Genomic DNA, 14,394 nt, shown 5'->3' on the forward strand with positions numbered 1-14,394 from the left:
GGCGGTGGCACTTCTTGCTGTCGCCCCTTGATTGCCTACCAGCAAAGGCGGGCGGGGCTGTCAACGGCTGCGCATATGCGCCGTTCATCTTGACCGTTGACTGGCTCGGCTGGGTTTGCTATTTACCCGACAAACTTGAATTTATTTTAAGCTATCACGTTTTACCTTCTTAAGCCTTACTATCATTACCATAGGAATTTCTTTGTTGGTTTTAAAACATTCTTCATAAAATCCATCAATGACAAATCCAGCTCTAAAACAAAGGTTAAAAATATCTTGTATGGAACGATGATAATAAATCTGCTCTTTCGGTTGCCCTTCAATCGCTATATCATAGTAACTGTGCGGTGTCATATATTTTTCAGTCAACGTGACAAAACAAGGGTGTTGCGTTGCAAAGACAAAAATTCCGCTTTCCTGCAACAGTTCATAAACAGCCATAAGAAGTGGTTCAATATCCGTAATATCCATAATTGCCATATTAGAAACTGCTTTCGTAAAGGCTCGATTTCTTTTTAATTCTAATATACTTTTTCTATCGGTCGCATCCGCCACACAAAATTCAATTTGTTTTGCATATTGTGATTGCCGTCTTTTAGCCAATTCTATCATTTTTTTGCTGTAATCAAAAGCGACAACCGAAGCGCCTCTTTGTGCAAGATACGAAGAATAATTTCCATTGCCACACGCAATATCCAAAATGTAATCCGCAGGATTAGGAGATAGAAGTTCCGTTACTTTGGGACGCACTACCTCTCTGTGAAATTCATTAGATTCGTCACCCATTGCATTATCCCAAAATTGTGCGTTCTCCTCCCAGATTTTTTTACTTTCCTCTGTTCCCATGTTCTCTCCCACTCCCCAAATTTGCTTTTTTGCTTCCATTAAATCTTCCTTACTATATTCCATTGTTACCCTCCATAACTTCTGATTGTTGCCGTCTTGACGATTATGTATCTTTACATTACCTTCTGAAACATATGGCGCACCTTGTCCAGGCGGCTGTTTGGACGGCGGGGCTGGATGACCGGCTGACCGACAGCGGCCTGATATCCTTTCAGCTCTGTAAGGCATACGCTCCGCCCGTTGGTGTAAAAGGCCAGATCAGTACGGTATGCCTGTATACAGCGGGCGGGAATCTCGCCAGTAAAGACAACTTCATCCTTTTTTACCTGGGCCGTTTCGATGGTGGCACAGTATTTCGGTGCATCATGATAAGCCCTGGAAAGGTATTCCTGGGGCGCATAGAGGATGAAGGAGAGATAAGGTTCCAGCAGCTGCGTCCCCGATTCCTTCAATGCCTGTTCCAATACAATCGGGGCCAATGAGCGGAAGTCCGCCGGCGTGCTGACCGGACTGTAATAAAGCCCGTATTCAAAGCAAATCTTACAGTCCGTTACGTTCCAGCCGAACAAGCCCTGCTCCAGCCCGTAACGGATACCATCCCTGACAGCGTTTTGAAAACTCTGGTTCAAGTATCCCAGCGAAACCCGGCTCTCGTATTGTACACCGGAGCCAAGCGAGAGTGGTGTAACAGACAGTCCTATGGATGCCCAAAACGGGTTGGGCGGCACCTCGATATGAATGGTGTGGCTGGCTGCTTTGAGCGGCCGCTCCATATAAATGACGGAGGGTTCCTTTACCACTGTTTCAAGCTTGTATTTTTCCGACAGCAAAGCGGAAACAACCTCCAACTGCACCCGGCCCAAAAAAGAAAGAATGATCTCATGGGTGATGGAATCCACTTCGCAACGCAAAAGCGGGTCAGTATCCGCAAGTTGCGTAAGAGCGTCCAGCAGCCGTTCTCTTTGCGCTGCCGTTTTCGGCGCAATCGTCGTCCGCAGCATGGGGAGGGGGTCCTCGCGCCACCTTTTACGAGGGAGCCGGGTTTGGTCCCCTAATACATCGTTTAACCTCACGCTGTCGCTGGGAAGGATAACAATTTCACCCTGATAAGCGGTGTCTGTCCGAACAATTTCCCCTTTGGATGGAATACGCATCTCTGTGATTTTCAGCTTTTCTCTCCCGGCCAGGGCCACCGTATCCCGCAGGCGCAGCGTTCCGCTGTATAACCGTAGATAGACACGCCGCTGGCCGCAATCGGTGTACTCAACCTTGAAAACGCTGCCGCATAGGGCGGCGCCCCCCTGTTCCCCAATCGGTTGGAACAGCCCTGTCACCGCATCCATCAACGGTTGAATGCCAAGGCCATTTTTGGCGCTGCCATGATAGACTGGGAACAGGGAGGCGTCTTGAACCCGCTGCTGTTCCTCCCGCGCAAGTTTTTCCCGGCTGATTGGTTCTCCTGCGATATACTTTTCCAATAATTCATCGTTATTTTCGATGACCGCATCCCATGCTTCTATGTCGGTATTTTCCTCCAGGACTATTTCCGGGGACAGCGACACCGTCTGCTTGATGATAATATCGGCGGAGAGCTTATCCCGAACAGACTGAACCACGCTCTGCAAATCAACGCCAGCCTGGTCGATCTTGTTGATAAAGATAACGGTGGGAATGTTCATTTTCCGCAGGGCATGGAACAGAATACGGGTCTGGGCCTGCACGCCATCTTTAGCGGAGATCACCAAGATGGCCCCATCTAAAACAGCCAAAGAGCGGTACACCTCCGCCAAAAAATCCATGTGGCCGGGCGTATCCACAATGTTAACTTTACATCTGTGCCACTGGAAGGAAGTGACTGCCGCTTGAATGGTAATCCCACGCTGCCGCTCCAAAAACATGGTGTCCGTCCTCGTTGTCCCTTTTTCGACGCTCCCCGGTTCTGAAATGGCTCCGCTGGCATATAGCAGGCTCTCCGTCAAGGTCGTCTTTCCAGCGTCTACATGGGCAAGAATTCCAATATTGATTATTTTCATGTGATTGTCCTCCCTTTACAGCCCCAAAGGGCATAAAAATCCCCAGCAGTAAAATACTTTTACCACTGGGGATTATAAGTTGCGGACATACACATATACAGCATACACCTGTTTGTGATTGCTGTTTTTGGGGATATGTCAAAATTGATAAGGCAAAAGTATTCTTAAATTGGGTACAAAAAACTAAGCCCCTACAAAAGGAGCTATCATAATCCTTTGTTCCCACTATTTGATTATAGTTTTATTTAAGAATACCTTGCCGCATATTTTTTACTCCTTTTCTGGATTAAATCATTGTATCACATCAGTTTTAGGAAAGCAAGTACCTAAAAGAAATTTTTCTTCCCCTTATATGTAACAATCATACCGGCTTCCTAGCGTTCAGAATGTTTTCTGCTGTCTGCTGTGGTGTTTGGTTGGAATTGTCCAACCAAAAGCCGATCCGTGGTGTTGTCTGCATTTTACTAAATACAAATTCAATGTATACAGAAAGATATAAGGAGTGGGAGGGATTCCGCCGTAGTTGGCATTGTAGGAAAATCCAAAAGTTTAGATTTTCCCACAATGCTTATCTTTTGGTCTTTGGTTCGGAATAGTGTAGTGCTGGCGGTCTATCTCTTGTTTTCGGTTGCTTGCTTCCTTACCGTACATGAGCATTAGCTCCGGGATTGTCATTTCCATATCCTTCCAAAAGATTGATGACGCCCCACGCACCCAAACCGGCGCCCAGCGCAACAACCAAAATCTGCAGGGTATCAATAGCAGAAGTGAAAAAACTCATATTGGGTAATTACCTCCTTATCAAATGAAAAATGATAGTGTTGTGGCCGTTTTTGGCCTGAAACGCAAAAAAAGCCGCCCGCTGCTTGAAGAAAGAACAAACAGCGGGCGGCGAGCGCAGGCGTACATCCTGCGGATTGTGAGTAAATTTAGGAGAATCACGGCTCCTTACCAATAGGCACCTCCTTGAAATGGGCATAAAAAAATAAGGCCCGCCGAAAAGAAAAAGGATTTTGCAAATCGGCGGGTCTATTCGGTATCGTCTGCGGATTCTTCCGCCAGCTCGGACGGGCTGATCTCATAATTGAGGAACAGATCGTCCGGCCTCATCCGCAAGCGGGTAGACAGGTATTTCTCTATATCGAAAGTGTTTTTCGGGTTGAAATCCGAAAGGTACTTATAATTGGGGTGCTGGGTAATATCGTATTTTTTGGACAGGAAGGGCCGGACGCCGCGCACCTGCAGCAGACACTTCCCGCCGTCCATCACGGCAAGCTCATCCATGGACATCAGATCTTTGCCCAGCTTTTGGAAATTCTGCCCGTGGGATTCCTGCGTACCCTTCGTGACACTGGTGTTATACATATCAATCGTTTCTTTCCCCAGCAGGGCGCTCCAGCTTTTCAGGGTAGTTTCCTCCTTTCCGCCCAGGAACAAGCTGGAATCACAGTTGCCGATGATGGTGTCCATGTTATCCTTATACAGTGCTTTCAACTGGCTCTGCGCCTGCAGCACCAGGCAGGCCGAAATCTCTCTTGACCGAATTGTTGCCATGAGTTTTTCGAGGTTTGGGATCTGCCCAATGTTCGCTGCCTCATCAATCAAACAGCGCACATGCACCGGCAGCCGGCCTCCGTATTTATCATCCGCCCTTTCACAAAGCAAGTTAAAAAGCTGGGTATAGGCCATGCTGACAAGGAAGTTGAAAGTGGCGTCCGTATCGGAAATGATAAAAAACAGGGCTGTTTTCCGGTCCCCGACCAAATCCAGCTCCAGTTCGTCATACATGGTGATCTCCCGGACTTCCGCAATATCAAAGGGTGCTAATCTGGCTCCGCAGGAAATCAGGATTGACTTTGCTGTTTTTCCTGCCGCCAGTTTATACTTCTTGTATTGCCTGAGGGCGAAGTGGTCCGGGTCTTTCTGCTCCAAAGCGTCAAAGAGAAGGTCAACCGCATTTTTGAATGATTCATCATCCTCACGGACCTCCATGACATTTATCATTTCTACCAAAGTGGAGAAGTTCTGCTCATTCTTGGGAGCCTCATAATAGATGTAGCCGATCAAAGCCGTGTAAAGCAACGTCTCGGCCTTCACCCAAAAATCGTCCCCGGATTTGCCTTCCCCTTTCGTATTGGCGATCAGTACCGTAACCAGTTTTAATATATCCTTCTCCGAATGTAGATACGCAAAAGGGTTATAGTGCATACTTTTCTTAAAGTTAATGGTATTAAATACCTTGATCTGATAAGGCTCATAAATGATCTTGCCTTTCTTATTGCGTAGGGGCTTGCCGTCCTTGCCCAGCCTGGGAGCGCCGCGGGACAGCAGCTTTCCGCACTCCACCAGGACAGTACCCTTCGGATCTGTCACTACATAGGAGGAATGGAGCTGCATCAAGTTCGGCTTGATGAAGAAGCGGGTTTTCTGATCGTGATTACCGGATAGCTTTTTATCTATCCCTCCGGGGCTTTCGCCCATTTCCATCGGCATGGCGTCCATGCCCGGCATAGCATACCTTTTCGCCCAGCAAAGACCGGCAGGCGGCGCGGACTCGTGGAGCCGTTATATTCTGCCGAAACAGGGTCAGGCTCTATGCGTTGCGTGTGACTTCCTTTTTACAGGCAAGCCTTCCACTCTGATTAGGGCGCGACACCCTTCCAGGTTTCTTCCGCACTGATACCCTCGACCTGCAGCCGGTATTGGTCGAGGCGGCGAAAGCAACGCCCATTCGCGCATTTCAAGCATTGCCTGTCAGTCCACCACTGCCGCTTCCTCCAACGACAAGGACATTTTTATTCCGGGCATAAGCCGGATTTTTGGGCCTGCCGGACATCATCAGCCCCTCCGTCTGGGTCAGAATGATGTTATTTTCCGGCTTAGGGTCCATAAAGGGAGCAATATCCGCTTTCGTGCCCCATGAAGCGTTTTGTCAAGTGCTATTTTGAGTTATTGACGCACAATCAAAGTGAAAGCGCGAAAGTGCAAAGCGCAAAGGGTCTGCACTTTGCGTTTTCAGCTTGCGGGTTCGGGCGGCTGCTTCTTCTTGATGAAGTTGTACCATTGACCGCCGACGCGCCTTGCATCCAAAACACCGCCCATGTTGCGCTTGGCGTTCTGCACCGTCCTTTCAGATATTCCGGCTTCGGCTGCGGCCTTTACAATTTCCTCGCTGGCAAGCTCTTTCCCGTCTGCAAGCAGGTCAAGTATCAGCCGTTCCGCCTGTTCGGTCTTGGTGGCCGTGTTGCCGCCCGCGCCGGATAGCAGCTCGTCGGCGGTAATGTCATACTCGCCTATCCACGAAAAGCCCGTTTCCGGGTCAAGGCAAAAGGCAACGGGCTTGCCCTCCGGCGCAAGGGAAGATTTGTCATGGACGATAACGCGCACATTTGGCTCCCGCTTCACGCGCCCAATCAGCAGGACGCTCCTTGCTGCGGCGCGGAAGTCAATAGAACCTAAGCCCCGGTATGCGCTCTGTCCTCCGGCGGCTTTATTCAAGTGTCCGATAAGGATAACGGCGCACCCGGTACGCTCGGCAACATCGGCAAGGCGGCGGAACATGGGGCGCACCTCGTTTGCCCTGTTCATGTCGGTCTTTTCGCCCATGTACGCCTGTATGGGGTCAAGGATAATCAGCCGCGCCCCGGTCTGCCGGATAGCTCTCTCTATGCGCTCGTCGGAAAGGGAAAGCCCCTGCTTGCTCTCATCAATGACAAGAACACGGTCAAGGTCTGCTTCGGCTTCCATAAGGCGGGGCTTGATGGTGTCGCCCAAACCGTCCTCGGCGGTCTGGTAAATCACATTGAATGGCTCATGCGCTGCCATGTGGGGGAACGGCTTGCGGTTGGTACAAGCGGCGGCAAGGCGTAGGGCAAAGGTGGTCTTGCCCTCGCCGGGGTTGCCTTGCACAATGGTTACTTTCCCAAACGGGATATACGGCTCCCATAGCCATTCAACGGTCTGCGTGTCAACCTCGCTCATGCGGATAATCTCGACGGTTTCTTCCTGCGGCGGCTCTTTCAAGCCGTAAACAGCTTCCCGGATATACTTCCCGTCTGTGATTTCTGCCCGGTGCTGCAATACCTCGTTCCAATCCTTGAAAAGAGGGATAAGCCGGTGGACGGTATAGCCCTCCGGCATGAGCTTTACAAGGCGGCTGCAAGCGTCGTTCCCGGCTTCATCGCTGTCAAGGCAGAGGTAAACGGTCTTGATGTTCGGACGGTCAGAGAGAAAGCGGAGCAGGGCTTTTTCTCCCACGCCGCCCAATGACAGGTAGCTTTGCTTCTGCCATTCCTTTTTGAACAGGCAGAGGAAAGAGATCAGGTCAATGGGTGCTTCAAAGACAAACAATCTTTCGCCCTCGCCCCGGTAACAGAAGTTAAAGGCTTTGTCGCTGCCTTTCACATCAAGCCGGAAGTTTCCCGCCGTTCCTTTGCTGTGGGCGTAGCGCGGTATTCCGTCCTCGTCCCGCCCCACAAATACGGCGTTGTGGTGGGCTGCGTCCTCGTAAATATCGCCGCGGGCAAAGAAAAAGCCCGTCACATCTTCATCAATGCGGCGGGCTGTTGTGAGGTAGTTCCTCGCTGTTCGGTTGTCGCTGTTTGGGGGTGGTAGCCGGAAGTCGGATAGGGACGCGGGGCAAGGTCTGTCCGGCGGCGGTGCGGCTCCCTTTTCTCCTGTGAGAAGTTCTACGGCTTCGGTGAAGCTCTTGCCGAAAAACTCCATAACAAAATCAACGGGGCCGCCGCCCTTGCTCTGGCTGTGCCTGTACCACTTGTTTCCCCGGACGGTCAAGCTGTCGTGCCGTTTCCAGCGGTATTCATTCCCGGCGCGGGTAAGCTGCTCGCCCTGTGATTGCAGGAAAGAAACAAGGTCGGCTTGGTTCGCCCGGTCTATCTGTTCTTGGGTGTAATACAAAAAGCTCAACTCCTTTCATCGTTCTAAGTCGTGCCGCTTGGCGCGGGTCTGCTCCGGCTGGTCGGCTTTCAGCGCAATGTCAACACACTTGCGGATATTGTGCAGCTCGGCAACCTCGGCGCGGGTTTCTTTCAGCTTGGTATATTCCGCTGTTCTCTGCCCGCTGAGAGTGGCGTACTCTTTTTCCCATTCAGAGATAGGCAAGGTCTTTGTCCCTTTCGGCAGATTTGCATGGAGATAGCGGCTCGCTGCGTTCCATAGCGTAAGCTCGGCGCGGTGGGCTTCCTCGTACTTGTCGCGCTTGCTCGTCCAGCCATTTTTCAGCTTTTTCAGCTCGTCGTGAATGGGCTTGTACTCGGTGTAGTTCTTCCCGTATTCAATCAGCTTTTGCAATTCTTTCATGCGCTTCTCGGCGGTTTTCATGCCCTCCCGGATAGCGTCGGCTTGGTCGCTGACAGAGGAAAGGGCAGCGTCCAGCTCGTCAAGGGTGGAAATGCCATGCTCGGAAAGATAGTTGACCGCCTTTGCAACGGTTTTCAGTTCGTCGGCGGTGTGCTGCCTTTGCCAACTCTGCGAATACTTCCGGCTCTTTTCTCTCTGAACGCTTAAATACTTCATCAGCAGATTTGCAAGGCCGGGGGATTGCGGGGGCTGCTCCGGGGCGGTTTCCCGCGCCTTGAACAGTTCGCCAATCCATTCTTTGAGCTTTCCAATCTGCGCCCGGATTTCCCGGATAAGGCGGTTTGCTTTTTGGATATTCCGGTTCAGCTCGCCTTTCTCGGTGGCTATGCCTTTCTTCTCCATTTGACAGGCCGCCACGCCCATGTGGACGGTGGGCAGCTCGTCAATGCCGCGCTCGGCGTTGCTGCGGTGGTCGATGCGCTCCGGGCTTCCGGCGCGTTCAAGGTAGGCGTTTGAAATATCCGCCCATGCCTTGCGCCATAAAAGCGCGTTGCCCTTGTCGTTCCAGCCGGTCAGGTCAACTTTGCGGGCCTTGTATTTGCCGCTTGGCAAGCGAATACGCTCGCCGTTTTCATCAAGGTCATATTCCTTTTTGGACTTCGCCGCCCATGCGCCGCGCTCGTCAAGGGGGCGCATGGTAAGCATGATGTGACAATGGGGATTGCCCTTGCCGGTGTCGTGAATGGCGTAATCAACGCACATTCCTCTGGAAACAAATTGAGAGGAACAGTATTCCCGGACAAGCCGGATCTGTTCCTCTCTGGATAACTCTATGGGAAGCGCCGCGTCAATCTCTCTGGCAAGCTGGGCGTTCCCGGCTTTCTCGTAAAGCTCCACGCTGTTCCACAAGGTTGAACGGTCAGAGAAAGAGGGCGGGGCATTGGGCGGCAGTAGGATTTCCGTATGGACAACACCGCCTTTGCGGGTGTAGTCGTGGGTCATTCCGTCCCACTCATTTGTCAACTTTTCGCCGCTTCGGTAGGCGGCTGCGGCAACGGCTGATTTGCCCTTGCCCCGGCTGACAATGCTGATATTACAATGGTAGATGGCTATGGGTATCACCTCCCGGATAGGATAATAAAACCCGCAAAAATGGTACAGACGCCAACGGCGGGTGTACTGTTTTTGTGGGTGTGCAGGGATAGCCGCGTAAGCGGCGCAAGGGGTGCAGCCCCTTGTTGCGGCAAAGCCGCCAATGTCGGTCAGAGAGGGAAGCAAGCGGCTTTCTCTCTGTGCCGACAAGCCCTCGGCAGAGCGCACGCACCCGTAAGGGTGTATAAGTGCGCCCTTTGTGCCAAAGGGATTATTCGCTTTTCCCGCCCTTGGTGCGTTTTTTCAGATAAGCCCGCGCTTCCTCGCTCGTCAAGGCAAGCCGGAGAAAGGCGGCGGCTTCCTCGTCGGTCATGGTCTTGGCTTCCGGCACAATGCTCTCAAAGACCGCACCCCGGACGATCAGCCGATGGCTGCGCGTCCTGCGTTCCTCTTGGGATAACTTTTGCCGCAACACCTTTTCCCGGTTTTCAAGCTGCCGGATTTTCTTCTTCCCGTCCTCAATCTCGGCTTGCAATTCCTCGCGGTTTTTTTCTCTCGGTTTCGTCATGGGTGGTCACTCCTTTCTACCTGTCGGCATAGAAAAAGGACAGTCGATTTCCTCGGCTGTCCTTTTGATTAGGGTGTTTGGTTTACTCCGTTCTGCTCAATAAATGGGAATATTAAATATCAATACGCCCTTTAATACATTCCTATTAAAACATCAGCTTCGATTGTCAAATGTGTGAGAGTACGCCAATCAACGCAATCTTTTTCAACGCAAAAGAGAAGCGGCGTCATTTCAATAAACGACATTCTTTGTTCTGATGACAACTGTACGGTGGCTGAAACCGTTTCTCTTGAAATGGTTTTAAGATATTTCTCAAAATATTCAACGACAGACTCATTTGAATAATCTGGATTTTTCAAGTGTGCTTGCACTTTAGTCCTGATTTCCCTCAAATGATTTTTCGTAGGAATTACTTTCACAACATATCCGTTAGGAGATAGCAATCGCTGAAATTCTTTGTAGTGTGCAGGCGAAAATATGTCTAAAATACAATCCATACTTCCGTCTTTCAAAGGGATTTTTGATAAGTCAGTAACAAACCACTTCACTGCTTTGCGCTTGTCTTTTTTTGATGCAATCTGTATTGCCTCCCTTGACAAGTCAAAGGCAAAGATGTTTCGTTCTGTTCTTTGCTGTATCTGCCTTGCATAGAAACCCTCGCCGCAACCAACATCTAAAATGTTTCTTATAGATGGCGTATCAGAAATAAACTGTATGATTTTCTCCAACACAACATCATACATGCCATACTCCAAAATTTGGTGCCGGTTGTCAAAAGACCGCTTGCTGTAGTTGGTTTTGGGCGATGATTTTAACAACAAATTTACATACCCATATCTTGAAATATCAAAGCAATGTCCATGTCTACAAATTAGGCTATTGCCTTGTATATCCATTGATTTTGTGCAAATTGGGCATTGAAAATAAACCTTGCTGTCTGCAAAGCGTGATAAATTATTATTCATTTGTTTTTCCTCCGTAATTACATCTCTGCTTCAATAAGCGAGTTATGCAATACGGATAACCGCAACATAACTCGCGGTTTTATCTTAATCTCATAAATGTAACCATTGTGTTGTCCTCCAATCAATTCCGCAGTATTACTCTGCTTTTAGAAAAAGTATAGCACAAAACTATGAACATTTCCACTCTATTTCAGCCTGTCGGCGGCGTTGCTCTCTCTGGCGTACCGCCGCGCCGCTTCCCGCCGTTCCTCGCTGTATGGGGCGGTCAGACGGAAAGAGAAGCGGCCTTTCTCAATGTCAAACTCCATGCAGCCCGTTTCCGGGTCTGCGTCGGTCTGGCGGCACACATCGGGGTGCTGCTCGGCATAGGCGGCAAGCCGCTTCTTCAAGTCGGTATTGTGGGTACGGATATGGATCAACGGGTCTTTCTCATCAAACCAGATGTCTGTGGTCTTTTTTTGCTTGGGAAGCCCTGTTCGCATAAACTCTCCTTTCTGCGCCCCTGTTACGCAATAGGGGCATTTTTCGGGTGTTTTCTCCGGCTCTTGACTTGGAGAAAACGGCGTTTTTGACGATAAAAACCGCCCGGACGGGGAATGTATCGTCGGGGCGGCTGTTATCGCAAAATTTCCGATTTTTCCGGCTCTTGACCGTCCTGCAAGCTGTCGGCAAGTATCACTTTGAGCAGCTTGTCGCGGAATGTTTCTGTGCCGCTGTGATTGAAAAACAATTCCGCAACGATGGTCTGTCCGTTCTTCTGTGTCGTGATGATACTGTCGGGGGTCTGTTCTGCCATAGGCGGCTCCTTTCTCCGGGCGCGAAAAAGGGATTTCCCGTAGCCCGGAAAATCCCTCTTAGTTGTCGGTATTCTGTTTTACTGTGCGGGTGCTGCGGCGGCGGCCTGCGCCTTTCTCCTTGCCCGGTATTCCCGCGCTTTCATGCGGTCATATTCCCGTTGCTTTTCAAGGTTTCGCGCCCGGTACTCCCTTGAATACTGCCGGTGGTAGGCGCGGCTCTTTTCCTTTTGGGCTTCTTCGATTTCCTCCCGCATTTGCCGGACTTCCTGCTCCGTAGGCTCTGCAAGCTGCGTCACTTCGTTCTCAAATCTGCCGATATAGTTAAAATATATCCCGATGTGCTGAACAGCCTGTTTTGCCCTTTTCTTGTCGCGCTCATGCACTTCAATCCGGCTGATAAACTCGTTGAGAATGGCGGGGGTCAGGTCAGTAAAGGCGGCATAGCGTTCCGTCAGCTTCAAAAACTTCTGCGCCCGCCCTCCCGCGTTCTCATAAGCGGATAGCTGCTCTTGGAGTGTGGCAAGCTCCGTTTTCAGTGTGTAGTATTCTTCCGAATATTTTTGCGACATTTGCTCATAGCGGTCTTGCGGGATAGTGCCGAGGGCGTTGTCCTCATAGAGCTTATTCAGCACCTTGTCAATCTGTTCAAGGCGTGTCGTGATTTGCGGGATACGTTTCTGCTGCTTCTTGGTCTGGTCGGTCTGCTGCATGGCAAGGTTCTTTTTCACTAAGGCTTCAAACTCCGCCCGGTTGCTGATAGAGTAGTCCTCGATTTTCTTCAGCACTTCCGCGACGGTCTGCATGAGCAAGTCCGCGTCGATGATGTGTGGGGAATGGCACTTGGGGTTTTTGGCTTTCCCCTTGTGATACTCGCTGCAATAGGCAACATGCCGCTTGCCGCCGTTCCTGTAATCTATGCGGATGTGCATTTTTGCGCCGCAATCCTTACAGAAAAGCAAGCCCGACAAAGGGTGGATTTCCCCGTCCCCGTTGGGGCGTCTGACGGGCGCGTTTTCCAAAATCCGCTGTGCGGTTTCAAAGTCGGCGCGGTCAATAATCGGCTCATGCACATTTTCGGTTATCTGCCATTGGCTCCGGTCTACATAGTGGTTCCGCTTGTCCCGGAAATGCTTTGTAGTCTTGAAGTTGACTACATCGCCGCAATACTCCTGCCGCGTGAGGATATGGGTCAAGGTGACTTTGTTCCACTTGTAGCGGTTATCCTCATTGAGCGCCTTGTTTTTACACGTTCCCCGTCCCCGGTCTTTCATGTAGAAAGTAGGGGTAGGGATTTGCTCCTGCGTCAGATATACGGCGATTTGGTTGCGGTTCTTCCCGCCGATAAACAGACGGAAAATAAGGCGCACAACCTCGGCGGCTTCCTCGTCGATTATCCAAAAATCCTTGTTGTCCGGGTCTTTCATATAGCCGTAGGGGGCTTCGGTGGCAATCGGCTTTCCGCTCATGCCCTTCGTTTTAATGCCGGTCTTTACTTTCTTGCTGATGTCCTTTGCGTACCACTCCGACATGATGTTGATAAAGGGCGCAAACTCCAATGTGTCGGGCTTCTCGCTGTCTATCCCGTTGTTGACCGCGATAAAGCGCACATTGTTCCGTCTGAATATCTCCATAGCGTTGCCAACTTGGAGATAGTCGCGCCCCCAGCGCGTCAGGTCTTTCATAATGCAGACACCGATTTTTCCGTTTTCTACATCGTCCATCATGCGGGAATAGGCAGAACGGTCAAAAAATCTGCCGCTTTCGTCATCGTCAATGTAGTGCCGGATATTGGTTAAGTGCTGTCCTCTGGCATAGTTCTCCAAAAAGATTTTTTGGTTCTGTATGCTGTTGCTCTCACCGCCGTCCCTGTCCTCGTCGCCCACGGAAAGGCGGGAGTAAAGGGCGGTAATTTTGCTATAATCAGTCATGTGCATAACCTCCTGTGCGTCCATGTAGGTGTCCTTTACACTTAAAATTATGCACTCCAGCGGGCGCTCCCGTATTCCACATCCTTCCTGTACTTTTTGGCATTTTTCCCTTTCACATAAACCACCAGGCGAACCACTGCGGCGCCGATCAGCCCAATCAGCCAGTCAACCGCCGCGCCGGGCATAGAAGTCTGAAAGGCCAGAGTAAAACCATCCGCCAGTCCCAGCAGCTTTGTGGAAGCGTCAACACCGGGAGCCAGCCGCACCGCTTCGCCAACCTTGGCAAAGAACCAAAGGAATATAAGATAAGGAAGGTTCGGAAGCACATATTTTTTCAGAATATCCGTCATCTTCATCGCTCCGGCCCTCCATGCTCCTTGTTCTTTACAGGATCGCGGGCCATCTTCCTTGCCATCTCTTTGAATTTCGATAACTGGGAGAGAAGGGACGGCCTGTTTTCACGTTTTACCGTCTTTTGCGTATATTTCTTGAAGGCGGCTTCGATAGCATCGGCTTGATTGGCCTTAAAGTACACGGTCCATTTAGGAGGGGAAACACTGACATCCTTCTCCACATGGTAACGGACCTTATATTTCTTTGCATACCGCTCAAAAGAGCGAATCCGTTCCTCAACCTCGATCTTATGGGCGTCCGGCGTCTGTGCCGTAAGGCGGCGCATACTGTTCCGGCCCACTTTTGGGGTATTGCGCTCTTTTTCAATTTTTCGCAAGGCAGCGGCAATAGCAGCCTTCATCACACGGCCCGTCAGCTTTGTGGCCTGGACAGTTACGGAAATGGATTTCCGTTCAAGTTCTTCCTGCAATCACATCCTCCTTTCGCATTTAT

At 50.5% G+C, this 14,394-nt stretch carries 10 protein-coding genes and 4 pseudogenes; all 14 read right to left on the bottom strand.

Going from position 1 to position 14,394, the window contains the following annotated elements; genetic code table 11:
• Positions 1-141: 141 nt before the first annotated feature.
• The 14 genes and pseudogenes from B5F98_RS07930 to B5F98_RS08000 all read right to left on the bottom strand — a co-directional run bounded on the left by B5F98_RS07930 (position 142) and on the right by B5F98_RS08000 (position 14,371).
• Positions 142-909: a class I SAM-dependent methyltransferase gene (locus B5F98_RS07930; protein ID WP_002586626.1), complete on the bottom strand. Its 768-nt coding sequence runs from the start codon at positions 907-909 to the stop codon at positions 142-144.
• 50 nt (positions 910-959) lie between these two features.
• Positions 960-2,879 (bottom strand): tetracycline resistance ribosomal protection protein Tet(W), encoded by a 1,920-nt coding sequence (gene tet(W) / locus B5F98_RS07935; protein ID WP_002586627.1) that lies wholly within the window; start codon positions 2,877-2,879, stop codon positions 960-962.
• Positions 2,880-3,531: 652 nt separating this feature from the next.
• Positions 3,532-3,660 (bottom strand): annotated as a pseudogene (locus B5F98_RS07945) (Maff2 family protein); the annotation flags it as partial.
• A gap of 248 nt (positions 3,661-3,908) precedes the next feature.
• A pseudogene (locus B5F98_RS07950) lies at positions 3,909-5,306 on the bottom strand (type IV secretory system conjugative DNA transfer family protein); the annotation flags it as partial.
• Positions 5,307-5,640: 334 nt separating this feature from the next.
• Positions 5,641-5,808: pseudogene (locus B5F98_RS13315) on the bottom strand (type IV secretory system conjugative DNA transfer family protein); the annotation flags it as partial.
• 86 nt (positions 5,809-5,894) lie between these two features.
• On the bottom strand, positions 5,895-7,796 hold the full coding sequence (locus B5F98_RS07960; RefSeq protein ID WP_035393622.1) for an AAA family ATPase: 1,902 nt from the start codon (positions 7,794-7,796) through the stop codon (positions 5,895-5,897).
• Between the two features lie 15 nt (positions 7,797-7,811).
• Positions 7,812-9,320 (bottom strand): MobQ family relaxase, encoded by a 1,509-nt coding sequence (gene mobQ / locus B5F98_RS07965; RefSeq protein ID WP_005930696.1) that lies wholly within the window; start codon positions 9,318-9,320, stop codon positions 7,812-7,814.
• 241 nt (positions 9,321-9,561) lie between these two features.
• Positions 9,562-9,858 (bottom strand): DUF3847 domain-containing protein, encoded by a 297-nt coding sequence (locus tag B5F98_RS07970; RefSeq protein ID WP_016147288.1) that lies wholly within the window; start codon positions 9,856-9,858, stop codon positions 9,562-9,564.
• A gap of 131 nt (positions 9,859-9,989) precedes the next feature.
• Entirely contained in the window at positions 9,990-10,823 is an 834-nt protein-coding gene (locus B5F98_RS07975) for a methyltransferase domain-containing protein (protein WP_002584969.1), read from the bottom strand.
• A gap of 185 nt (positions 10,824-11,008) precedes the next feature.
• Positions 11,009-11,305: a hypothetical protein gene (locus B5F98_RS07980; RefSeq protein ID WP_005930687.1), complete on the bottom strand. Its 297-nt coding sequence runs from the start codon at positions 11,303-11,305 to the stop codon at positions 11,009-11,011.
• A gap of 134 nt (positions 11,306-11,439) precedes the next feature.
• Complete coding sequence (locus tag B5F98_RS07985) at positions 11,440-11,619, bottom strand: transposon-encoded TnpW family protein (RefSeq protein WP_005930684.1); 180 nt, start codon at positions 11,617-11,619, stop codon at positions 11,440-11,442.
• A 78-nt stretch (positions 11,620-11,697) separates the two neighbouring features.
• Entirely contained in the window at positions 11,698-13,548 is a 1,851-nt protein-coding gene (locus tag B5F98_RS07990) for a recombinase family protein (protein ID WP_206197938.1), read from the bottom strand.
• A 56-nt stretch (positions 13,549-13,604) separates the two neighbouring features.
• Positions 13,605-13,904, bottom strand: a pseudogene (locus B5F98_RS07995) (type IV secretory system conjugative DNA transfer family protein); the annotation flags it as partial.
• The gene (locus B5F98_RS08000; RefSeq protein ID WP_087242585.1) at positions 13,901-14,371 is read right to left on the bottom strand and encodes a PcfB family protein; all 471 of its coding nucleotides are present in this window, start codon (positions 14,369-14,371) and stop codon (positions 13,901-13,903) included. The gene B5F98_RS08000 and the pseudogene B5F98_RS07995, both read right to left, overlap by 4 nt.
• Positions 14,372-14,394: the final 23 nt, after the last annotated feature.

It is taken from the genome of Pseudoflavonifractor sp. An44 (assembly GCF_002161675.1).
Classification (GTDB): domain Bacteria; phylum Bacillota; class Clostridia; order Oscillospirales; family Oscillospiraceae; genus Enterenecus; species Enterenecus faecium.

Bases quoted from the DNA above. Each gene is read 5' to 3' on its own strand.
- B5F98_RS07930 (WP_002586626.1), bottom strand. From the start codon at position 909: ATGGAATATAGTAAGGAAGATTTAATGGAAGCAAAAAAGCAAATTTGG.
- B5F98_RS07970 (WP_016147288.1), bottom strand. From the start codon at position 9,858: ATGACGAAACCGAGAGAAAAAAACCGCGAGGAATTGCAAGCCGAGATT.
- B5F98_RS07975 (WP_002584969.1), bottom strand. From the start codon at position 10,823: ATGAATAATAATTTATCACGCTTTGCAGACAGCAAGGTTTATTTTCAA.
- B5F98_RS07980 (WP_005930687.1), bottom strand. From the start codon at position 11,305: ATGCGAACAGGGCTTCCCAAGCAAAAAAAGACCACAGACATCTGGTTT.
- B5F98_RS07985 (WP_005930684.1), bottom strand. From the start codon at position 11,619: ATGGCAGAACAGACCCCCGACAGTATCATCACGACACAGAAGAACGGA.
- B5F98_RS07990 (WP_206197938.1), bottom strand. From the start codon at position 13,548: ATGACTGATTATAGCAAAATTACCGCCCTTTACTCCCGCCTTTCCGTG.